The 22,463-nt window shown below is 44.5% G+C and carries 26 protein-coding genes; all 26 read left to right on the forward strand.

Annotated elements, in window-relative coordinates; all coding sequences use genetic code 11:
- The first annotated feature begins 4 nt into the window (after positions 1-4).
- Complete coding sequence (locus tag LIR34_RS13915; protein ID WP_173903022.1) at positions 5-382, forward strand: hypothetical protein; 378 nt, start codon at positions 5-7, stop codon at positions 380-382.
- Entirely contained in the window at positions 379-570 is a 192-nt protein-coding gene (locus LIR34_RS13920) for a hypothetical protein (protein WP_173903023.1), read from the forward strand. The genes LIR34_RS13915 and LIR34_RS13920 overlap by 4 nt, the downstream gene beginning before the upstream one ends.
- A complete protein-coding gene (locus LIR34_RS13925) occupies positions 542-940 on the forward strand; it encodes a type II toxin-antitoxin system PemK/MazF family toxin (RefSeq protein ID WP_265107737.1) in 399 nt (132 codons plus the stop codon). Before LIR34_RS13920 ends, LIR34_RS13925 begins: the two co-directional genes overlap by 29 nt.
- A 262-nt stretch (positions 941-1,202) precedes the next feature.
- Positions 1,203-1,637, forward strand: coding sequence for a single-stranded DNA-binding protein (locus tag LIR34_RS13930; RefSeq protein WP_173903025.1), 435 nt, complete (start codon positions 1,203-1,205; stop codon positions 1,635-1,637).
- A 23-nt stretch (positions 1,638-1,660) separates the two neighbouring features.
- Positions 1,661-2,278 carry a hypothetical protein gene (locus tag LIR34_RS13935; protein ID WP_173903026.1) on the forward strand — a complete coding sequence of 206 codons (618 nt, stop codon included), beginning with the start codon at positions 1,661-1,663 and terminating at the stop codon, positions 2,276-2,278.
- Positions 2,279-2,293: 15 nt separating this feature from the next.
- Positions 2,294-2,794, forward strand: a complete 501-nt coding sequence (locus LIR34_RS13940) for a hypothetical protein (RefSeq protein WP_173903027.1) — start codon at positions 2,294-2,296, stop codon at positions 2,792-2,794.
- A 231-nt stretch (positions 2,795-3,025) separates the two neighbouring features.
- Positions 3,026-3,493, forward strand: coding sequence for a hypothetical protein (locus LIR34_RS13945; protein WP_173903028.1), 468 nt, complete (start codon positions 3,026-3,028; stop codon positions 3,491-3,493).
- Between the two features lie 123 nt (positions 3,494-3,616).
- A complete protein-coding gene (locus LIR34_RS13950) occupies positions 3,617-4,144 on the forward strand; it encodes a phage terminase small subunit P27 family (protein ID WP_173903029.1) in 528 nt (175 codons plus the stop codon).
- The gene (locus tag LIR34_RS13955; protein ID WP_244092329.1) at positions 4,137-5,891 is read left to right on the forward strand and encodes a terminase large subunit; all 1,755 of its coding nucleotides are present in this window, start codon (positions 4,137-4,139) and stop codon (positions 5,889-5,891) included. Before LIR34_RS13950 ends, LIR34_RS13955 begins: the two co-directional genes overlap by 8 nt.
- A 6-nt stretch (positions 5,892-5,897) precedes the next feature.
- The gene (locus LIR34_RS13960) at positions 5,898-7,175 is read left to right on the forward strand and encodes a phage portal protein (RefSeq protein ID WP_244092330.1); all 1,278 of its coding nucleotides are present in this window, start codon (positions 5,898-5,900) and stop codon (positions 7,173-7,175) included.
- 6 nt (positions 7,176-7,181) lie between these two features.
- Complete coding sequence (locus tag LIR34_RS13965; RefSeq protein ID WP_265107738.1) at positions 7,182-7,313, forward strand: hypothetical protein; 132 nt, start codon at positions 7,182-7,184, stop codon at positions 7,311-7,313.
- Positions 7,303-8,061 carry a head maturation protease, ClpP-related gene (locus LIR34_RS13970; protein WP_005422853.1) on the forward strand — a complete coding sequence of 253 codons (759 nt, stop codon included), beginning with the start codon at positions 7,303-7,305 and terminating at the stop codon, positions 8,059-8,061. Before LIR34_RS13965 ends, LIR34_RS13970 begins: the two co-directional genes overlap by 11 nt.
- A 13-nt stretch (positions 8,062-8,074) precedes the next feature.
- Positions 8,075-9,316 (forward strand): phage major capsid protein, encoded by a 1,242-nt coding sequence (locus LIR34_RS13975; protein WP_173903030.1) that lies wholly within the window; start codon positions 8,075-8,077, stop codon positions 9,314-9,316.
- A gap of 20 nt (positions 9,317-9,336) precedes the next feature.
- Positions 9,337-9,624 (forward strand): head-tail connector protein, encoded by a 288-nt coding sequence (locus LIR34_RS13980; RefSeq protein WP_005422851.1) that lies wholly within the window; start codon positions 9,337-9,339, stop codon positions 9,622-9,624.
- A 1-nt stretch (position 9,625) separates the two neighbouring features.
- A complete protein-coding gene (locus LIR34_RS13985) occupies positions 9,626-9,949 on the forward strand; it encodes a phage head closure protein (protein WP_173903031.1) in 324 nt (107 codons plus the stop codon).
- A gap of 15 nt (positions 9,950-9,964) precedes the next feature.
- Positions 9,965-10,396, forward strand: a complete 432-nt coding sequence (locus LIR34_RS13990; protein WP_005422849.1) for an HK97-gp10 family putative phage morphogenesis protein — start codon at positions 9,965-9,967, stop codon at positions 10,394-10,396.
- A 4-nt stretch (positions 10,397-10,400) separates the two neighbouring features.
- Positions 10,401-10,757 (forward strand): hypothetical protein, encoded by a 357-nt coding sequence (locus LIR34_RS13995; RefSeq protein ID WP_173903032.1) that lies wholly within the window; start codon positions 10,401-10,403, stop codon positions 10,755-10,757.
- Positions 10,758-10,759: 2 nt separating this feature from the next.
- On the forward strand, positions 10,760-11,371 hold the full coding sequence (locus LIR34_RS14000) for a major tail protein (RefSeq protein ID WP_173903033.1): 612 nt from the start codon (positions 10,760-10,762) through the stop codon (positions 11,369-11,371).
- Positions 11,372-11,388: 17 nt separating this feature from the next.
- The gene (gpG, locus tag LIR34_RS14005; protein ID WP_173903034.1) at positions 11,389-11,739 is read left to right on the forward strand and encodes a phage tail assembly chaperone G; all 351 of its coding nucleotides are present in this window, start codon (positions 11,389-11,391) and stop codon (positions 11,737-11,739) included.
- The gene (locus tag LIR34_RS14010; RefSeq protein ID WP_173903035.1) at positions 11,739-12,254 is read left to right on the forward strand and encodes a hypothetical protein; all 516 of its coding nucleotides are present in this window, start codon (positions 11,739-11,741) and stop codon (positions 12,252-12,254) included. The genes gpG and LIR34_RS14010 overlap by 1 nt, the downstream gene beginning before the upstream one ends.
- 17 nt (positions 12,255-12,271) lie before the next feature.
- On the forward strand, positions 12,272-15,958 hold the full coding sequence (locus tag LIR34_RS14015; protein ID WP_173903036.1) for a phage tail tape measure protein: 3,687 nt from the start codon (positions 12,272-12,274) through the stop codon (positions 15,956-15,958).
- Positions 15,959-15,961: 3 nt separating this feature from the next.
- Entirely contained in the window at positions 15,962-16,660 is a 699-nt protein-coding gene (locus LIR34_RS14020) for a phage distal tail protein (RefSeq protein ID WP_173903037.1), read from the forward strand.
- Between the two features lie 13 nt (positions 16,661-16,673).
- A complete protein-coding gene (locus tag LIR34_RS14025; RefSeq protein WP_173903038.1) occupies positions 16,674-18,380 on the forward strand; it encodes a phage tail protein in 1,707 nt (568 codons plus the stop codon).
- On the forward strand, positions 18,377-19,891 hold the full coding sequence (locus tag LIR34_RS14030) for a DUF859 family phage minor structural protein (RefSeq protein WP_173903039.1): 1,515 nt from the start codon (positions 18,377-18,379) through the stop codon (positions 19,889-19,891). Before LIR34_RS14025 ends, LIR34_RS14030 begins: the two co-directional genes overlap by 4 nt.
- 15 nt (positions 19,892-19,906) lie before the next feature.
- Positions 19,907-20,713, forward strand: coding sequence for a BppU family phage baseplate upper protein (locus LIR34_RS14035; protein WP_173903040.1), 807 nt, complete (start codon positions 19,907-19,909; stop codon positions 20,711-20,713).
- A gap of 17 nt (positions 20,714-20,730) precedes the next feature.
- Positions 20,731-22,440, forward strand: coding sequence for a hypothetical protein (locus tag LIR34_RS14040; protein WP_173903041.1), 1,710 nt, complete (start codon positions 20,731-20,733; stop codon positions 22,438-22,440).
- Positions 22,441-22,463 lie beyond the last annotated feature (23 nt).

Here is a 22,463-nt window from a genome sequence, read left to right on the forward strand (position 1 = left end):
CGACATGGAAAAGAAATTCAATGAAGAAGCGTACAGAAACGGATCAGAAGTTGTCTGCGATGTCTGCGGATCTGTAATTGAACACATAAATGTGAAAACTAGAGTTATTGCAAGACAGGCGGAGGGCTTCAACGTAACAGAACAGTATTTTACCTGTCAGGAATGCGGAAAGAAATACACAGTGCTGATTGTAGACCATGAAATGCAGTTCCTGATTCAGAAACGGCAGCAGGTAGAACGACAGATCAAATTGCATAGACAGATCCGGAGCAGGGCGCAGACAATCCAGCGTTTGATCATGAAGGATGAAAAAATCAAGAAGCAGCAGGAAGAAAGAATGATTATGCTGAAGGAACAATACAAGGAGGAAGTCGGATCATGATGCAGATGAACATCGAAAGAGTGATAAATGCAACAGGATCGTTGCTGATCTGGCTTGTGATGATACTGGCAGCAGTGATTCTTGTGGGACTGATCGTAATTGCAGTAAATGCAATCGGTCAGGGTATTAAAGAAATGGACAGGAAAGGGGAAAAGAAAGATGCAGATAACAACACTTCCGAAAGATGATGTAAAAAGAGGAGAAATCTATTATATAAGCCGGGGCGGATACAACACAGGGAGCGAACAGCAGGCAGACAGACCGGGCGTGATTGTCAGCAATGATAAAAATAATAAAAACAGTCAGACGCTGGAAGTTGTATATTTGACAACGCAGCCGAAGAATGAACTTCCGACACATTGCACGATCCGATCAACAGGGCGCGTCAGCACTGTTTTGTGTGAACAGATCCACACAGTCGCTGTGGAACGCATTGGAAAATACATCGGGGTGTGTACAGCGCAGGAGATGCAGAACATCGACATAGGACTGATGATCTCGATCGGTTTAGGCGATGCGGGGGGGGGGGGCGACGAAGGACAAAACAGTTGTCACTGATCAGAAAGAAGAGAAAAAAGCAGAGGAGAAAAAGACGGAAGAAAAAGTACAGACGGAAACAAATGAAGAACTGATCAAGACAAGGACGGAAAGAGATATATTCAAAAAGCTGTATGAACAGATGACCGAAAGGCTGTTAGAAAGGCGAGAATGAGCAAAACACAGATTGTACTTGCAACAGGGGAAGTATACGACGTTGAAGACAAAGGAGAAAGAAGAATACTAATTCCAGTGGGATATATAAAGCAGGAGGAAGAAAAACATGAACAAAGTGATTTTGATGGGACGTTTAACACGGGATCCGCAGGTGAGATACACACAGGGACAGGATCCGATGGCGATTGTAAGATTTACGCTTGCGGTCGATCGAAGGGGCAGAAAACAGGAAGGTCAGCAAGATGCTGACTTTCCTTCTTGCGTTGCTTTTGGAAAAAGTGCGGAATTTGTGGAAAAGTATGTGCATCAGGGAACGAAGATTGTATTGACCGGGCGGATCCAGACGGGAAGCTACACAAATAAAGACAATATCAAAGTATACACGACGGAAGTGATCGCGGAAGACATTGAATTCGCAGAAAGCAAAGCGACAGCAGAGGGATCCGGCGGAGCAGGAGGACATCAAAAACCGGATCAGACGGAAAATGATGGATTTATGAATATACCGGAAGGCATCGACGAAGAATTACCTTTCAATTAGGCGAAAAGGAAGGATGTGACGATATGGGGCTGAAAGAAGCGTTTAGAAAAGTAGGACAGGCAATCGAAGAAACAAAAATGAAGATCGGAATGAAAAAATATAAAAAAGGCGGAATTCAGATCGAAGAAAAAGACCAGAAGCCGGAAATGGTAATTCCTGTAAATGATATTTCACTACCGGAAGAAAAAAAGAAAACAGAAGATGCAGAAATCCGAAAAATCGAAGATCTTCCAGCATATGAAGACAGAAAATTCTATATTGCGGCTAAAATGCAGGTTGAACCGGAGGAAGTGGAAAAAGTGATCAGAAAAACAGAAGCAGAATGGAATCTGTCGCCGGATAAGGCAGCAGAAACATTGAAAATGATCAGTGATGCAGCCGTGAAGCTGAATATGACATTTGCGGAAATGATGGAGAATATACGGCAGGTGGCTGACAAAATATCAGAGGTTTTCAGGCGTATACATGAAAATAATACGATGACAGAAACACAGATCAGAAAAAGAGAGTTATGGCGGCGATATTATGAGGAGAAAAGCCGGATGTCAAACAATGAGCGCAGAAGGCGAGGGATTCCGATGGTAAAACGACCAAAACGGCAGCAGTATAGACCGCCGAAAAAGAAGACGACAAAAGGATAATAAAGGAAGGATGGTGTGGCAAATATGGAGCAGGAAAAGGAAAAGAATGAAGAAACCTTCGTGAAGAAGGTGGTGCAGACAGCACTGGAAGCGGAAAGACAGATCCGCAGGCAGCAGGTGCTGCACAACACACGGATGCTGATGGAAGAATACATCGAAATGAAAAGACATATTGAAAGCGCAGTATCAGAGGAAGAAGAACTAAAGGAAGAACAGTATGATGTATTCAGAGGAGAAGGCGCACATCTTGGAAGTGTTCGCAGATCAAAAATGAAGACAGCGATGATGATTGCGAATATTGACAGAGCAATGGAAGAATTGCGGGCAGAATATGAAACGAAAGAAATGGTATACAAATACGATGCCTTTAAGATGCATTATATTGATGGGGTATCGTATGAAGAGATTGCAGACATCCAGAACTGCGGAAAGAACACACCGTCCAGATGGTCAAAAGAATTGATCAGGAAAATGTCAGTGAAGTTATTCGGGATAGATGGCGTTGAAAAATATTAAAAAGAAATCCTTTTTGCTTTTCTTTTTGGGGAAAAGTTGGGGAAAAGCTGGGGTTTTAATGGTGGGATGAAAGATGTAAACTGATAGCGTGGAAAGTTGCAAGAAGCGATTGTACAGAAATGTGCAGTCGCTTTTTTATTGCCGTTTCCACGCCCTTCTGAACACTGCAACGGGCATCTGCAAAGATGCCTGCGTGCAGTGCATATATAGCACGAAAGAAGGTGGTACATAGTGCTATTACACAGATGTAAATGCGGGGTATTGATACCGCAGGAATTACGCCTGTGTCCGGACTGTGAAGCAAAGGAAAGCGACAAGATGTCAAGGCATATGGAATACAATCTGCGCCGAAGAAATAAGAAAGCAGCGGCTTTCTATGTGTCGGCAGAATGGCGCAAAGTACGGGCGTTTGCACTGTCTTTATATGACGACTTGGACATGTATGCGTACTATGTTCAACACAAGATTGTTGTGGCTGACATGGTACACCACATCACGGAGATAGAAGAAGACTGGACGCAGCGTTTGAATGTGGAAAACCTATTCCCGTTAAGCAATGGAAACCACGGTATCATCAGTGCGCTGTACAAGAAGGACGAAGCAACGAAAAGACAGACGCAGGAGCTGTTGCGGAACATTATCCGGCAGCACTGGAAAGGGGCAGGGGGTATCGAAAAAGTTTTGACCGGGCTGGATTAGTCGCGCTCCCTCTATTCTGTGGAGAAAACTCCCCACGGAAATTTCAGATATAAGGGCAAACGGTCATGTGTCAGATTCTGACACAATCCGCAAGGAAAAGCAGCGGGAAAGGAGGTCGATATAATGGCAGGACAACGACAGCCGATCGCGCTGGTACAAGCAAAAGGAAAGAAACATCTGACAAAGGCAGAGATCGCAGAAAGAGAACGGACGGAAGTGAAAGCACCGTCGGACAGAGTGACGCCGCCGTCATACCTGACAGCTACGCAGAAAAAGGCATTCAGAAAAACGGTGAAAGAACTGCGGGCGATCGACCTGATTTCAAACTTGGACGTGGAAGCACTGGCGCGGTTAGTGATCGCGCAGGAGAAATACAGAGAAGTGACAGAAACGATCGCAAAGCAGCCGCTGATGGTAACTGTGGCATATGACACAGGGAAAAAAGATGCAGAAGGCAATCCGATCATGGCAGAACATGAGGTTGTGAACAGTCAGGTGGAACGTCTGGCGATCATTCAGGACAGGTATTTCAAACAGTGCCGACAGGGTGCAGCAGATTTTGGACTGACAGTATCGTCAAGATGCCGCCTGATTATTCCAAAAGCACCGGAAGCACCGAAGACAAACAAATTTAAAGACAAGTTTGCGTGATGATGCGATGCAGGACAGAACGACACAGTACGCTGCGGATGTCCTTGCGGGAAAAATAATTGCCGGGGATCTGGTAAAACTTGCCTGCAAGCGTCATCTGGACGACATCGAAAAGTCAAAGGCTGCGCCATATAAATACTATTTTGATGTGGAGCAGGCGGAAAGAATCATTGAATTCGCTGAAACATTGACCATCGCAGAAGGCGAAGAGGAAGAACAGGTCGAATGTTACGCATTCCAGTGTTTTATTCTCGGAAATCTGAACGGATGGCGGACAAAAACAGGCGGACACAGAAGATTCCGAACATCATATGTGCAACTTGGAAGACAGAACGGTAAATCTTTTCTGAATGGAATTCTGGCTGCATATTACGGAAATTTTGAGAAGTACAAATACGGTCAGATATACTGCACAGCAACGAAAAAAGATCAGTCGCTGATCGTATTCAATGAAATTGTGAAGTTTATCCGGTCAGATCCTGATCTGGATGAATGCTTCTGCGTCCACGAACACAACAGCACAATAGATTGTTTGCTGACACATAGCAAAATAAAGGCACTTTCAGGAGATACGAAGTCAATCGACGGATTCCGCCCGTATCTTGGAATTGTTGATGAATACCATGCACACAAAAACGACCAGATGTACAAACTTCTGGAAGGCGGAATCAAGAAGATGAAATCTGCGCTGATCAGTGTGATCACGACAGCAGGGTTCGATCTGAAGTCACCATGTTATGCATTGTATGAATATTGCGTGAAGGTGCTGAAAGGCATTGCACACAATGATTCGCAGTTCATATACATCGCACAAATGGATGAAACAGACGACATGTGGACACCGAAGAACTGGATCAAGGCGAATCCGATTCTGCAATATGATCCGGAAGCACTTGAAAACATGGTTCCGATTGCTGAAACAGCGAAAGAAATGGGCGGATCCAGTTTGCGCGATTTCATTGTGAAACAGCTGAACATGTGGATTCAATGGACGAATGATGTCTATTTGAAAGACATGGAATTGTGGCAAAATGGCGCAACAAAGAAGACACTAGAGGATTTTCGGGGACAGAAGTGCTATGTGGGACTGGATCTTTCTGCTGGTGGAGATTTGACATCACTGGCGATCGTATTTCCGTTCTTGAAAGATGATGTCAGAAAATATTTTGTTCATGCACACAGTTTCATACCAAAAAGAAGGGTTGAAGAACATATCAAAACAGACCGGACGGAATATGACTTATGGATCCGCGACGGACTTGTAACGGTAACAGAAACGATGGGCGGGGTAAAAACTGACTATCGGTATATTTTAACCTACTTGGAAAAAATCATCACCGATTATGAACTGGATGTGCAATTTATTCTTTACGATCCGCATAATGCGTCAGCTTTCCTGACTGATCTGGAAGCATTGGGATTCGACAGCGTGGCTGTAACACAGTCAGCAAAGGCACTGAATGATGCAACGGTTGATTTCAAACTTGAAATTGAATCCGGAAATGTGGAACACGATGGAAACGCGATGATCAAATGGTCGATCGCGAATGCAAAGACAACTTCCAACAGTTTCGGAGAAATCAAGATCGACAAAGAGTATCAGACAGAACGAATCGACGTGATAGATGCGATTATTGACGCATGGACAGCTGCAATGAAAGGTGAAGTGAAACAGAATACAGCAGAATCGGTCGAAGAATGGCTGAAACTATATGAAGCAAGCAAGAAAAAACAGGCGAGGGGGTGATGCAGGTTGAATGTATGGCAGAAGTTCAAAGGATGGATTGCGAAAAAAATGAACTTCACCGTGGAAACATCGCCAGCGATGAAGGAAGAATCATTTCTTGAATGGCTTGGTGTGAAAAGAAAAAACAAGGATGTGATGGCGGAAGTAACGTACTTCACATGCTTGAAAATGATGTCTGAAACGCTGGCAAAAATACCGTGGAAATATTATCAAAAAACAGACAAAGGGATCATTGAACCAGAACTGTCGGATGTTGCGAAACTGCTGAAAAACAGACCGAATCCATTTATGACGCCCACAGCTTTCTGGAATGCTGTGGAGATGAACCGAAACCACTTCGGAAATGCGTATGTATATGTCAGGTCGAAGTTCAAAAGAAAAAAATACGGCGGAGAATACAAAGTCATGGACTTGTGGATCATGCCGTCGAACTGCGTGCAGATCGTAGTGGATGATGAAGGATACTTCGGAGGAAGGGGAAAGATCTGGTACGTCTACAACGATAAATACAGCGGGCAGCAATATGTGTTCGGGACAGATGAAGTCCTGCATTTCAAGACATCACACAGCTTGGATGGTATTACGGGGCTTCCTGTGCAGGCAATATTGAAGACAACTGTGGAGGGCGCAGCGGCATCACAGGACTATCTGAACAGTTTATATGAAAGCGGACTGACTGGGAAAGCAACGCTGGAATACACAGGAGATCTGAACAAAGATTTGAAAGAAAAACTGGTGCAGGCATTTGAAGAATTCGGATCAGGTGCAAAAAATGCCGGAAAAATCATTCCGGTTCCACTTGGGATGAAACTGACGCCGCTGGATATTAAACTTTCGGACAGCCAGTTCATCGAATTAAAGAAATATTCAGCACTTCAGATTGCAGCTGCATTCGGAATCAAGCCGAATCAGATCAATGATTATACAAAATCTTCGTACAGCAACAGCGAAATGCAGCAGTTGTCATTCCTGACAGATACGATGCTTTTTGTGTTAAAGCAGTACGAAGAAGAAGTCAATTATAAGTTATTGACAGATGAAGAAGCTTTCAGCGAAGGAAAATATTACAAACTGAACGAAAAAGTTTTACTAAGAACTGACAGCAAGACACAGATGGAGATTTTCGCAACAGGTGTCCAGAACGGAATTCAAAAAGTGAATGAATGCCGACGAAAACTGGATCTGATGGATGCAGAAGGCGGCGATCAGCTGATCGTGAACGGAAATTATATTCCGATCACAGAAGTTGGAAAGCAGTACGAAAAAGCAGGAAATGCACAGTAGCAAAGCGTGCTTCCTATACAGCTGGAAACGGATCAGAAAACGCAGAAGGATCCGGAAGAAGGAGATCGGGCAGACACGACCGGAACAGAACCTGATGAAAAAGAATCGCAGGAAGGAGGGGAAAACGATGAAGAATAAATTCAATTTTTCACGGAGAAATCCAAAAACAAAGAAGATTGAAAATACTGGGTTTATGGAATTCAGAAATGTATCGAATAATGCAGCGGATCTGTATATATACGGCGACATTGTTTCTTCAACATGGGAAGCATGGTGCGATGAAGATACATGCCCGCAGGACATATCAGACTTTATGAATCAGATTGAACCGGGGGCAGAACTGACGGTGTACATCAACAGCGGCGGCGGTGATGTATTTGCCGGGATAGCGATTCACAGCATTTTATCACGGCATACCGGACATAAAACAGGCATCGTGGACGGAATGGCTGCGTCGATCGCATCCGTGATCCTGATGGCTTGTGATTCGATTGTAATGTCATCGGGTGCGCAGATCATGATTCACAAACCGTTGTCATGGGCGTATGGAAATGCGGATGATTTTCAGCGGCTGATCAGTGAACTGGATAAATGTCAGAAAAGCATCACGGACATATATATGGGACGGGTGAAAGAAGGTGTGACAGAAGAACAGGTCACAGATCTGATCAATGCTGAAACATGGATGACGGCAGAGGAAGCAAAGGAAATCTTCGATGTGCAGATCGAAGAACGTCCGGCGGTCGCCGCCTGTGTTGGCTGGATGATGGAGAATTTCAAAAAAGCACCGGAAGGCATTAAAACACAAAGCGCAGATGATGTGACGGCGAAGATTACAGCCGAAGAAGAAGCGATCATCGAAGAAATGGAACTTTTCGGAATCTAAGGAGGAAAACAGAATGAGCAAAGAAGCAAGGGCATTGCTGAAGAAGATCAATGACAAGAAAAATGCGATCAGAGGTCTTCAGGGACAGGGAAAAACACAGGAAATGAAGGATCAGATGGCGGAACTTCGTGGAATGCAGGAAGAATTCGACATGCTGATGGAAATGGAAGAAGACGATGACGATGGAATCAAAGGTTCTTTACACAATGGGAAAGTGAAGAAAATTGAAGATGGTCAGAAGTCTAAAAAGTACAGCAAAGCGCAGGTGTGCAAAGCATTTGTAAACAGGATCGTATGTGGTCTTCGTAAACGTGCTATGCCGGAAGAAGATCAGGAGATCATGGACAGCTTTAAAAACATGATGAAGGAAGGCGAAGACGAGGATGGAGGGTTTACGGTTCCGGAGGATGTAAGCACAGACATCATTGAACTGCGCCGTACAGAAAACGATCTGGAACAGTACGTCAATGTTGAAAAAGTAGCAACAATGAGTGGATCCCGTGTGATCGAGGTTGATGCAGACAGTACACCTTGGGGCGATGTGGATGAAGGCGGAGAATTTGAAGAGGAAGAAACACCGAACCTGAAACAGATCAAGTATGCAATCAAGAAAAAGGGGGGAATTCTGAAGACAACACGCGAACTGCTTCAGGATACTGCTGTGAATATCCTTGCATACCTGAATAAATGGATCGCAAAGAAGTCGAGAGCGACAAGAAATGCTGCAATTTTGAATGTGATTAACACGATCACAAAAGGAAAAGAAGTTGCGGTTGCGACTTTTGATGATTTCAAAGACGTATTCAACGTGAAGCTGGATCCGGCGATTGCAGTAAGTTCTATTGTATTGACGAATCAGGATGGCTTTAACTACATGGACAAACTGAAGGATAAGGATGGCAAGTACATCATGCAGCCGGATCCGACAGATGCAACAAAGACACTTCTTTTTGGCAAGTATCCGGTAAAGGTTGTGAGCAATAAGACGCTGAAAAGCACAAATGTATTAAAAGGCGGATCGGGATCTGACAAAAACGATGTGACTGGTTACAAATATCCGGTATACATGGGAGATCTGAAGGAAGCTGTTACCCTGTTCGACCGCGAGAAAATGACGATCGAACTTTCTACTGAAGCGGGAGATCTGTGGGCGAAGGATCTGACGGGAATCAAGGTTCGTGACAGATTTGACGTTCAGTCCGTTGATGAAACTGCGGTTGTTAAAGGCGAAATCAGCGTTGCTGTGGCTGGCTAACACAAAAGGGGCGTGATGATATGAGCCTAAAGGAATTGAAGCAGTATCTGCGCGTCGATTATACAGACGATGACAGCATGATCGAACTAATGCATGATGCTGTCATCGACGAAATGAAGGAACTGATTCCGTCATTCGATCCGGAAAAGCCAACAAATAGGCAGAAAATACTAATCTGTTCATATGTGAAGGAATTATACGATCACAGGGATCGAATGTACAACAACGGGAAAATCACATCTGATTCAACGGAACGCATCAGGTACGCGATTCAGTCAATGATGCTGAAAGAAACGTTAAGGGGATAGCATGGCAACAGCAAGGATCAAATTTTATAAGCGAAACAAAAGTCTGGAAAACGGACGGCAGCAGGAAAAAGAACCGACACTGTTTTATGAAGCATGGTGTGAGATCAGAAACCTTTACGGGCAGGAATTATATGAAGCACTTGATGTCAGACTGGAAAATGCAATCGTATTTGAAGTGAGATATTGCAGACGTATAAAAGAGATTAAAGCACATGCAAAAGATTTCTTGATCGAATTTGAAGGCGACAGATATGACATTTATGCAACGGATTTCAAACAGAATGACAGGCAGTATGTGCAACTGAAAGCCAACAGACGCGACTGACAGGAGGAAACAGAGATGGAAATATCGTTCCGATTTGAAGGATTTGAAGAAGTACAGCGCGGCGTGGAAGCCCTGTCGTCAAGTGCTGAAATCGGAGCGATCAATAAAAAAATATTTCAGAGATCCGCCGATATTACAGAACCGAAGATGAAGGCACACATGGCAAGATCTGCTGACAATTCAAAGTCAGGACGGAATGGATACAGACCGCCGGGACATGCGCGGGATAACATTCCTAAAAAGGTAACGACCAAAAAAGGCGAAGTCGGATGGGAATTGAATGGCGACGCGCAAAACTGGTTTTACATGAAGTTTGTGGAGTGGGGGACATCGAAAATGCCGCCACGGGACTTCCTGAATAATACGAAATCGGAGTGCGAAAGCGAATATCACATGATAGCTGATCAAGAGTACCAGAAAGCATTGAACGAAAAACTGGGAGGATAAAACAGTGGATGTTATTGGATTGGCGGCGGCAGCATTGAAGCCGATTTCAGATGAAGGAACAATCGTACAGCAAGGATGGTATGACGAAAGCCTGAAACGGCTTCATGTGACACTGTGGAAGCTACAAGACACAGAAGATGCACATTCAGATGATGAATGTGAAATTGAAGCAGCAAGCATACAAGTGAATATCTGGTCACGGAGCGATCAGCAGGCACTTGTGAAAAGAATAAAAAAATTGATGAAGGAAAACGGATTTCTATTTCAGGAAGGAAATGATCAGATTGAAACAGATACGGGGATCTTTATCAATGCGATGCGATTTTTAATTTTGAAAGAAGCAGAGGAAACGGAGGAATAAACATGGCAGCAGAAAAAGAAAAGATCGTGCGAAGCAGGACTGTATCGTTCAGAGATATTCATATCGCAAAAGTTACAACGAATACAGAAACAGAATACGCGGCAGAAACACCGTCAAAGCTGGCACGCGCGATCACAGGAAAGATCAGCGATGAATTTGAAACTGAAAAAATTTACAGTGATGATTCAGTTGAAGACGTAAATATGTCATACAAAGGGACAAGCGTGGAATTGGAAGTGAACAGTTTGGCACCGCAGGATAAGTCGCAGGTGTTCGGACATCTGTATGAAAAAGGCTTCCTGATCAAGACAAAGGATGACAAAGCACCGGAACTTGCGCTTGGATGGCGTGCAAAGAAGCTGAACGGTAAGTATGAATTCAAATGGCTGTACTGTGGAAGATTCGGTCAGGGATTTGAAGACAATTACGAAACAGAAGGGGAAACAAAAACAACGCAGACAGCAACATTGAAGGGCGATTTTTATGCCCGTCAGATGGATGGAAGATATGAATGCAGCGTTGATGAAAGCAATCTTCTTACGGAACATACAGAAGCGGCGGCAGCGATCAAAGACTGGTTTTCAAAAGTTAAGGAAAAACCGGATGCAGCATAAAACAGGAGGGAAAAGAAATGGCAGCAGCTAAAACAAAGAAAAGATCAATTATCATCGGCAACAAAGAATATACGATGCCGCAGAAGATGTCCACGATGGCATATTTGCGCTATCTGGAAGTGCGCGACAGCATTATGGACACAGAAGCGAAACGGGCGTTGTACACAAGACAGCAGTTCATGGATATGATGGACGTTATTGTTGAAATGTACGGAAACCAGTTCACAACAGATGACATGCTGGATGCTGAAACCGGAATGACACCAGATTCGATCGTGATGGAATTTGCACTGATGGATGTGTCAGTGGGTGAAAAGGTTGATAAAAGAACGGAAGACTTCGCGAAAAATTTTACAAATGGCAAGTGATGCCGGAACTGATTCTGCCGTGTGGACACAAAGAATATGTCTGCACGACGATTTCAGTGGAAATGTATCGCAGATATACGGAAATCATGGAACGGAATGACAGTGATTCGATCAGGGATGCTTTTGAAGCGAATACGAAGATCTTAATGGTAGTATTCGGAGCAAGGCAGCGGGAGGTGGAAGAAGCAGATCCGGAAGATGTATTGTCAGCTGTGAAAGAAATCCATTTCATGATGCAGGATGTGATCACGAAGAAATTTCTGGATCTTAATCCAGAACATCCTGAAAAGATACAGAAAGAAAAATCTGCTTTCGACGAATATGACGAAGAAAATGGATACAACGATGAAGATCCGGGCGAAAACCTGTGGAAGATATGCAGGGAAAATGTGGATCGGATAGTGAAGATCTGTATCAATCTTATGAAAAACTCATATCAGCAGTGCATGGAAGCGGACATCATGAGCCTTTTGGATCATGCGGCATTCGAGATTAGGACGGTCGATGAGAAGTAAAGAAAGGAACGCGAAACATGGCTAAAACCTTAATTGAGATTAGGGCAGAAACGTCGCAGTATCAGCAGGCGATGCGTCAGGCAGCAGCAGAAATGAAAAACCTGACGGCACAGCATTCGCTGGCTGCGGCACAAGCAAAGTTAAGCGGATCCGCGCAGGACGCCCTGCGTGCAAGAGTGACCGAACTGACATCGAAGATAGATGTTCAAAAGGGGATCGTGCAGCAGAATGGACAGCAGTATGACAACTTAAAACAGAAGTTGGAACTGCAAAAAACAGCGCACGATCAGCTGAAGACAAAGGTTGAAGCAGCAAAAAAAGCATATGAAGATAGTGCGAAAGCGACAGGCGAAGACAGCGAAGAAACACAGAAGCTGAAGGCGGAATATGAAAAACTGTCTTCACAGCTGTCCACCAGTGAAAGCCAGATCACAAAAACAGAAACAGCGATCACGAAGCAGGAAGCGGCAGTGAATCAGTCGAAAGCTGCGCTGACTGAAATGGAAGCGGAACTGAAAAATGTGAACGCAGAACTTGCGCGCGCGCCGTTTGACGGATATGCAGCAAAAGCAGAAAAGGTTGGCGGCACATTAACGAGTGTAGGGCAGAAACTTCTTCCGTTATCGACCAGTATCGCAGGACTTGGAGTTGCGGCTGTTAAGACGACAGCAGATTTTGACAGTGAAATGTCGAAAGTATCAGCGATTTCCGGAGCAACAGGAACGGATCTTGATAAACTGCGAGGAAAAGCCCGTGAAATGGGCGCGAAAACAAAGTTCAGCGCATCAGAAGCTGCACAGGGTATGCAGTATATGGCGATGGCTGGATGGAAGACGCAGGACATGATGGACGGCTTGGAGGGCATCATGAATCTTGCGGCAGCATCAGGTGAAGATCTTGCATCGACATCTGACATCGTAACAGATGCCCTGACCGCCTTCGGACTTTCGGCAAAAGATTCCAGTCATTTTTCTGATATTTTGGCGGCAGCATCATCGAATGCAAATACCAATGTGTCGATGATGGGGGAAACGTTTAAATACGCAGCCCCGGTTCTTGGATCGTTAGGATACACAGCAGAAGATGCTGCACTTGCGATCGGTTTGATGGCGAATGCAGGTATCAAGTCAAGTCAGGCGGGAACGTCTTTGCGAGGAGCCATCACAAACCTTGCAAAACCAACAGATACTGTTGCGGCTGCGATGGATAAGTATGGAATATCATTGACAGATAGTTCCGGTAAGATGCTTTCGTTGCGTGAATTGATGGAACAGTTGCGTCAGAAACTGGGCGGACTGTCAGAAGCGGAACAGGCACAGGCAGCAGCGGCATTGTTCGGAAAGAATGCAATGTCCGGAATGCTGGCGATTATAAACGGATCAGATAAAGATTTTGAAAAGCTGGCAGGAGCGATCGACAACTGTGACGGATCATCTGAAAAGATGGCAAACACAATGAACGACAATCTTCAGGGACAGATCACGATCCTGATGTCGCAGCTTCAGGAACTTGCTATCAGCTTCGGGGAAATTCTGATGCCAAAAATCCGTGATATTGTGACACATATTCAGAACTTTGTGGACAAGCTGAATGCAATGGACGAAGGACAAAAAGAAACAATTCTTCGCATCGGAATGTTTGTGGCAGCACTTGCACCGATGCTGATGGGATTGGGAAAAGTGATCACGTTCAGCGCAAATGTATCACGCGCACTTGGAACGCTGTCAGCCGGGCTTGTAAAAGCAGGCGGATTTTCAGGGGTATTCACGAAAGCACTGGGATTGATTACATCACCAGCGGCGATTGTAGTGGGAGCGATTGCAGCAATTACGGCGGTTATTATTCACTTATGGAATACGAATGAAGATTTCAGAAATACGATCACGGCGATCTGGCAGAAGATCAAAGATGCCTTCACGACATTTGCGGCAGGAATCAGTGAAAGACTGTCAGCGTTGGGAATTACATTCAGTGATGTGACGTCAGCAATAAAAACAATCTGGGACGGATTCTGTAATTTACTTGCACCAGTGTTGGAAGCTGCTTTCAATACGATTGCAATCGCATTACAAACAGCTTTCAATGTCATTCTTGGAATATGGGATGTATTTTCTGCTGTATTCAGTGGCGACTGGTCTGGTGCGTGGGAAGCTGTAAAAGGAATTTTTTCAAGCGTCTGGGATGGTCTGAAAGAATATTTTTCAACAATAATCGGAGCAGTCAAAGGCGTAGCGGATGTTTTTCTTGGATGGTTTGGAACTAACTGGGAAACTGTCTGGAATGGAGTGAAAACCTTTTTTGAAGGAATCTGGAACGGAATATCTTCGTTTTTTGAAGGAATCTGGAATGGGATTTCAACATTCTGCACAACGGTGTGGAATGGAATTGTTACAAACGTGACGGCGTTCTGCACGACCGTACACGATACAATCAGCACAATCTTTAATGCTGTAAAAGATGTCGTGTCTAATGTGTGGGAAACAATAAAGAATGTGGTTCAGGTTGCGATCATGTTCATAGTGGAAGTTATCAAAGCCGCATTTGAATTGATAACCGTACCGTTCCGGTTTATCTGGGAAAATTGTCGAGATACGATCATAAGCGTATGGGAAACAATCAAAAGTGCGGTACAGACAGCAATCAATTTTGTGAAAGATAATATCATCACGCCAGTGATGAATGCGATCAGCACAACGATCACGACGGTATGGAATGCGATTCAGACGACATTCACAACGGTGATAAATGCAATAAAGTCTGCGGTACAGACGGCATGGAATTTCATGAAGGATAATGTGATCACACCAGTGATGAATGCGATCAGCACAACGATCACGACGGTATGGAATACCATCAAAACAACATTCACGACAGTGATAAATGCAATAAAGTCCGCAGTACAGACGGCATGGAATTTCATGAAAGACAGCGTGATCACGCCTGTAATGAATGGAATAAAAACAGTCATCACAACAGTGTGGAATGCGATCAAAACGGCAGTGCAGACTGTCGTAAATGCGATCAAAACGACGGTGCAGACTGTATTCAATGCAGTAAAGACAACAGTGACAACAATCTGGAACGCGATCAAAACAGGAACATCGACGGCATGGAATGCAGTGAAGACTGCGGTGACAACACCGATCAATGCCGCAAAGTCAGCAGTGACATCTGCGATTAACGGGATTAAGTCAACGATAAGTTCTGTATGGAATAGCGTGAAATCAGCAACGTCTTCAACATGGAACGCAATCAAGACAGCGATCACAACACCGATCAATGCAGCAAAAACTGCGGTAGGAAATGCGATCAGCGCGATCCGATCAAAATTCAACTTCAGCTGGTCACTGCCGTATTTGAAACTGCCGCATCCGTCTATCAGCGGATCATTCAGTTTGAATCCGCCATCAGTTCCACATTTCAGCATTAGCTGGTATAAGAACGGCGGTATTATGACAAAACCGACCGCATTCGGGGCAGCAGGCGACACATTGCTGGCAGGAGGAGAAGCGGGAGCAGAAGCCATCCTTCCATTGAAACAGTTCTATGACAGACTGGGCGACATGCTGGATAAAAAGCTGGATGCAATTATGACAGGAACAACGGTATATGTCTATGTAACAATGGACGGCGAAGTCGTGGCAACGAAAGTATATTCAAAAGTGGAAGAAAAATTCACAAATGAAATAAAACGGAGGAGGTAAAGCATGATCATAAACGGGATTGACGTCAGAAGATACGGGGCGACATTGCTGACGGCAGAAACAAAGCCCCCGAAGATGACGGCAAACTATGAAATGATGTCAAAAGCACTTCTTCCGACAGAGTACGACACAGATATTCCGCTGGGTTCTATGACAATGACCATATACTTCAGGGGAAAGAACAGGGCGACACTGGAAAGAACAATGTCATCTTTTATGCAGAATTTCAGGTCGTCCTGCATTATGGAAGAAATCAGAGGATTCAAAGGAAAATATAAAGGGTTTCTGACTGGCGATGATTACGAAAAAACGCTTGAAAAGGAAAAAAGAATTCTGACATTAGAATTTGATGGATTCTTTTTTGACGACGAAGCGGAAGCGTTATTTGATCAGAAACTGGAAGGAAAGCTGTATGCAGAGGGAAGCAGGGACACACCTTGCATCATTGAAGTGACAGCAAAAGCGGATCTGACAAACTATAAGATAACACTAAACGGGGAACCGTACACTATTGAAAGCCTGATGAATGGCGAAACGATTGTGATTAACGGGAAGACCGGGAAAATAACAAAGGAAGGGGGCAACGCTTTCGGATCCGTGGATCTGTGGGCGTTCCCTAAACTGCAAACGGGAAGAAATGACCTTGCGTTTTCAACGAATGGCGCAAGGGTGATAGTTAGGTATTCCCCGATGTGGTTATAAAGGGGGATGATATATGCTTCAAATATATGATGATCAGCACCGGAGAATTGCAGGAATAGATGATCCGGATGATCTGAAAATTGAAAAAACATTATCATCCGGAGATAAGCAGATTTCATTCAGTTATCCGAAAACAGGATCAGAAATTGAAAATCTGCGGGCTGAATATTATATCAGGACAAAAGATGATGAATATGTTCTGAAGGAAATAAGCACAGGAGAAAATAAAAACAGTTATGTAGCGCAGCTGAATATAGAAGAATTGGAATCACAGGAATTTCTGTATGGATTTGAGAGCGTAACACAGACGGCGCGTGCCTGCTTGGAATTCGCTTTTGATGGAACGGGTTGGACAGTTGGAAATTGCACAGTAACAAAGCGAAGAACAGTCAGCATTGATGAAACGTGCAATGCTTGGGATGTACTTCAGGAGGTTATGGACACATACAGATGCGAATGCAAGATCGACAGTATCCAGAAGAAAATAGACCTATATGAAGCGATCGGAATGGATCGCGGAGCGTATTTCATAGAAGGATTAAACCTGCGGAAGTTGACACTGAAATCAGATACATATGATTTCTACACAAGAATTTATCCAGTGGGAAAAGATGGGATCACACCGGAAATTATGCTGGGGGTTCCGTATATTGACAATCATCAGTATTCAGATAAAGTGATTCCGCGCTATTGGAAAGATGAACGATACACTATCACTGAAAATCTGATCGAAGACGCGACTGCGAAGCTGGACACAGCATCGAAGCCGTATACAGCATATACTGCTGACGTTGCGGATCTGGCATCGCAGAAAAAGGAATACAGCATTTTGGAATATGACATCGGTGATACAGTGCATCTAATTTCAAAAACGGAAGCTACAAAAGAAAAACAGCGGATCGTGAAGATGACGGAATATCCGCAGCATCCGGATAAAAACACCTGTGAACTTTCTAATGTGACAAAGAGTTTTGCGCAGCTTCAGGAAGAAACAGAAGAAAAAATGAAGTCCGATGCAGTGGATCAGGCACAGGCAAGGACAAAGAAAACGCTGAATGAAGGATACTGGACAATCGAACAGGCACAGGCTGCAATTAAATCTTCAGAAAGCGGGATCATGACATCGGTTCAACAGGTCAGAACAGAACAAAGGGATCTGACCTATGCAGCAGAACAGGAAGCGAAAGACTATGCTTCGCAGCTGAATGAAAAGACCATTGAAAGAATGACAAATGAATATTCAACAGCACTGAATCAGACTGCAAATTCATTTGATATGTCTATTAAGTCGGTCGAAGAAACTGTGACATCGCAGGGCGACGAACTGGAAGAATTCAGAAGAGAGAATGAAACGTATTTCCATTACACGGATGATGGAATGGAGATCGGAAAAAAGCAAGATGGCGGGGTACTGCCGTTTTCAACATTGCTATCAGACAAAAGACTGGAATTCAGACAGGAAGGCGTTCCGGTGGCATATGTGCAGTACAATAAGCTGCACATTGAAAACGTCGAAGCGGTGCGAAGATGGTCAGTTGGAGCAGCAGACGACGGCGGATACTTTGATTTCATATCTACACAGTACGGAATGGGTGTGAAATGGAGAGAAGCGGAGCAGGTGGAAGAAACGGCAACACAGAGCGTCAAAAGGAAAAAACAGAAACAGGAATACAAACAGCTGATCGACGATGATGGAATATTCGAGGTAGTAAAAGTATGAGTACGACAAGAAGAGAAGTACCAGTCACAAGTATATATGCAAAGGCTGTCTTCACCGGGAATGTCAGCGGAGATGTAACAACAATCACATCAGTAACATTCACGCAAAACGAAGATGACTGGCTACTGGGTGTAAAAAAAGAAGATATGCCATCAGTCATGATCATTGATGGAAAACAATACAGATGGACAGTGAATTCCTACTTTACATTAAATACCATCGTAGCACAAGAAATATGGGTAAAAAAAGCAACACTGAACATTGGAACAAAGCTGACAATCAGAAAACCATTCTTCAAAATTGTATACGGTCAGAATCCGACACAAGAAGGAACAGAAATGACCTTTTCATTTTACGATCTGGGATCATTTACACCATACGGATTTAATCCGGGGGCTTCGGAATTTGAAATTGATGGAAAGACGGCAGTTCCTATCAATATAGAAAATGCAAATGAAGATTCACTGTTTTCTGTGAAACTATCATCTGATGCAACGTACAGATTCAAGTGGGCGATTGGATCAAAGTCGTATACGCTGGACAAAAAAACGTCAGGGGCGACAAAGATCAATACAAGCTACACCATACCGAAAAGCTGGAATGAAGAGATAAAAAACAGTACAGCGGGATCCTGCACACTTTCAGTTCAAGTGCTGTTTGGATCACAGGTATATCAATCAAGGGATACTGCGGTGAGGGCGACAGTCCCGGATGATTGTGTCCCGGTGATCAATTCCATATCCATCGCAGATACAAAAGGGCGTGTCCCTACGGCGTGGGGGATGTTCGTGGAACATAACAGCAATATAGCCATTACCGCAGCGAATATCACAAAGTCATACGGTGCGGATATTGTATCAGTCAATATGGAACTGAATGACAGGACATATTATGGAACACCTTCTGCGTTGCCACAGTCATATACGTTGGAAGACTACGGGATCATGGACGTGACGGTGAAGATCCGTGATACAAGAGGACGGACGGCGGAAAAAACTGCAAAAGTGACAGTCGTGGAATATAACCCGCCGACGATTCAGGTGGATTCTATGAGGTGTGGACAGGATGGAACACTGGAAAATGAAGGCGTATATTTTTTAGCGACGACAGACAGCACATATTCAACATGCAACGGAAAGAATAAAGCAACACTTCAGATACAGTATAAACTTTCAAGTCAGGGTGTATATACGTCAGCAGTAAAAGAACTTCCGATCGGGGAAGCAACAACTGTTTGCGGCGGGGATCTGAATACAGAATTTTCATATGATGTTCGTTATGTGCTGAAAGATACATTCAATACAGTGACCGTCATTGACTTCGTATCAACAGCGGTATATGCAATGCATTTTTTGCATGGTGGGCGCGGCGTGGCTTTTGGATCGAAGGCAACCGTGGAAAACGCAGTGGATTTTACGTTTGATGCGATATTCAGGCATGGGGTGAAATTCATAAAATCAGATGGATCCGAAGTGACAATGCAGCAGATCCTGAAAAAACTCGGATTATAGAAAGGAGGGAAGACAGTGACACTTGAAAAAGTAATTCAGCGAATTGAAATTGAAATGTCGGGCGGGACAAAACAGTATATGGTGTCTGCAAAACAGGGAGATCGGGCAACAAGATATGTCGAAACCGTACTACTGGATCATGGGGAACCATACACGATCCCAGCGGGATCCAGCGTCACAGCTTTCATCAGAAAACCAGATAGACACAGGGTATATACACCGTGTGAATTCACGGACAATGTTGTGATGGTGGAATTGGACAGTCAGGCACTGGCAGCAGCGGGAACGGCATTGTGTGAAGTAGAAGTGAAATCTTCAGATCTGATGCAGGTGGTAACATCGGTCACTTTTGAAATAGAGATTGAAGCAAAGGTAAAAGATGAAGATGCGATCGTTTCGGGCGATGAACTTTCTATCTTCGATAAGACAATGAAACAGTATGCTGATCAGGAAACGAAACGTGTGAACGCAGAAGAAGCCAGAGCGAAGGCAGAAGCAGGTCGCGTGGACGCAGAAGAAGACAGAGTGCAGGCAGAAACAGGTCGCGTAAAGGCAGAGGAAGCCAGAGTGCAGGCAGAAACAGGTCGTGTGAACGCGGAAAAAGGCAGAGTGTCAGCGGAAAGCGATCGCGTCACAGCAGAACAGGAAAGACAGAAGCAGGCGCAAGAAGTTCTGGACAAGGCGAATGAAGCTGTAAAAATAGCGGGGCAGATCAATGAAGCGTCATATATGCTGGATAAAGATGCAAATATTAAATATGCATACGCAATTTATACAGAACGGGGAATCCCACATCTGGTATTAACACTGATCAATGAGTAAACAGGAGGAAAAGAAGAATGGAAGGAATTGATTTATCATTTCCGTCTTATGCACAGCATGAGAGAATGGCGGCGGCACTGGAAGCAATCGCACTGAACGGCGGACAGAATTCGGCGGAAGCACTTGACGCTGCGTGCAGACAATTACTTGACGGAACAAATACAACACGGGTTTTCTGGTTATGGTATCCGCGTGCGCTGGCGGCGGGCGAAACAGACAAATATAAATTGCTTTCAAGGTTTGCAACAGCAGCAGCACAGGCATGGAATGGAAAGACGTACACACTGCGAAGCTATGATCCGTCAGTATCAGGAATAACAAAAATGACACCGATGGATGATCTGGCAGATAAAGCGGCAGCACAGCTGTGTACAGAAAATACTGAAGCGATCGAAGACTGGGCGGATGAAGATCCGATGACATGGTATATCAGAGCAAACGCGCTGTCACTGGAAGACGGAACCATGAATATCACATATTTTGAAGGTGAAGATGGTTTTGACATCACTGGCGAAGATGCGCCAGTATATACATTTGCGCTTGCATTATGGATTAAAGAATGGAATGACGGTGCATATGATTATATTTCATTCAGAACAACAAGGGGATCCGGCTATTATCCAGATGCGGGGGATGTGGATCCGAAAAATAAAAAGCGACCGATCACATGGCACGCAACATTCCCCGGTGGTCTGGACAGCAAAGGCGCATTGACATCCGGCGCAGGGATCAAGGCATATAACTTCGCATCAGCAACGGCGGGGATCCAGAAGGCACGACAGAAAACAATTTATGAAGGACTGTGGAATGACTGCGATACAAGATGGATTCTTCGTATGTGGCAGTTAAGACATTTTGATCTGGAAAACTCAAACATCGCTGAAGGATGCACAAGTTACAACTGTCAGTACATGGTAGCGTTGCCGGAAGAAAATGTGAAAAGGGTTCTTCTGTCTGCAAGTCAGGCAGCAGGATTCATTGTCGGATCCACGGTATCGGTTGGCGATATGGGCGCACAGTCGAATAAAGACAGATGGAATGCATGGATGCGTAACCTTGCGGATCTGGTGAAAGTATCTTCAATCGAAAAAGTAACAGTAAATGGAACAGAATACACAGCGATCAATCTTGACATCAGCGGAACGATCACAACGACAGCAACAACGTGTATTTCAACTATGCCGTGGCATTCGGGCGCAACAGAAGCATTGCCGGGACATAAAGACGGATGCACATTCAGCCTGACAGCAGGAAAGACACCGCTTCGTGTTGCTGGTGTAGAAGTTTTGGATGGATCATATACGATCGGGCTGGATCCACTGTATGACACGACTGCAAATGAAGCAGGAGGATTTGATTATACTGTGTATCAGTGCCGCGACAGTCAGAAACTGTCGGGATCAATCACAGCGGACTATGAAGATACAGGTATTGTATATTCCAGTATGCCGTCCGGATGGAACTATGTGAAAGCATTTATCAAGTCAAAGTTGGGTGTGCTGTTTCCGAAGCTGATCGGCGGATCTTCAACGACTTATTTTAAATCGGCTTTCTACGGTACCTACTCCGCCGGGGTTCGCTGCCCGTGGCGTTTTGCGAGCTTGAACTATGGCGGGTTTGCTGGTCTGGCTGCGGAGAATGGCAACGCTGCGCCGGGTTACTCGAGCTGGCACAGTCGTCCGCGGCTTTGTGGCGCGGGTAAAAAGCGGGGTGAATGGTCTGCGTAAGCAGACCAGAGGGGCAAGACCAC

Origin of the sequence: Blautia sp. MSK17_66 (genome assembly GCF_020538025.1) — a bacterium.
In the GTDB taxonomy this organism is placed as follows: Bacteria; Bacillota; Clostridia; order Lachnospirales; family Lachnospiraceae; genus Blautia_A.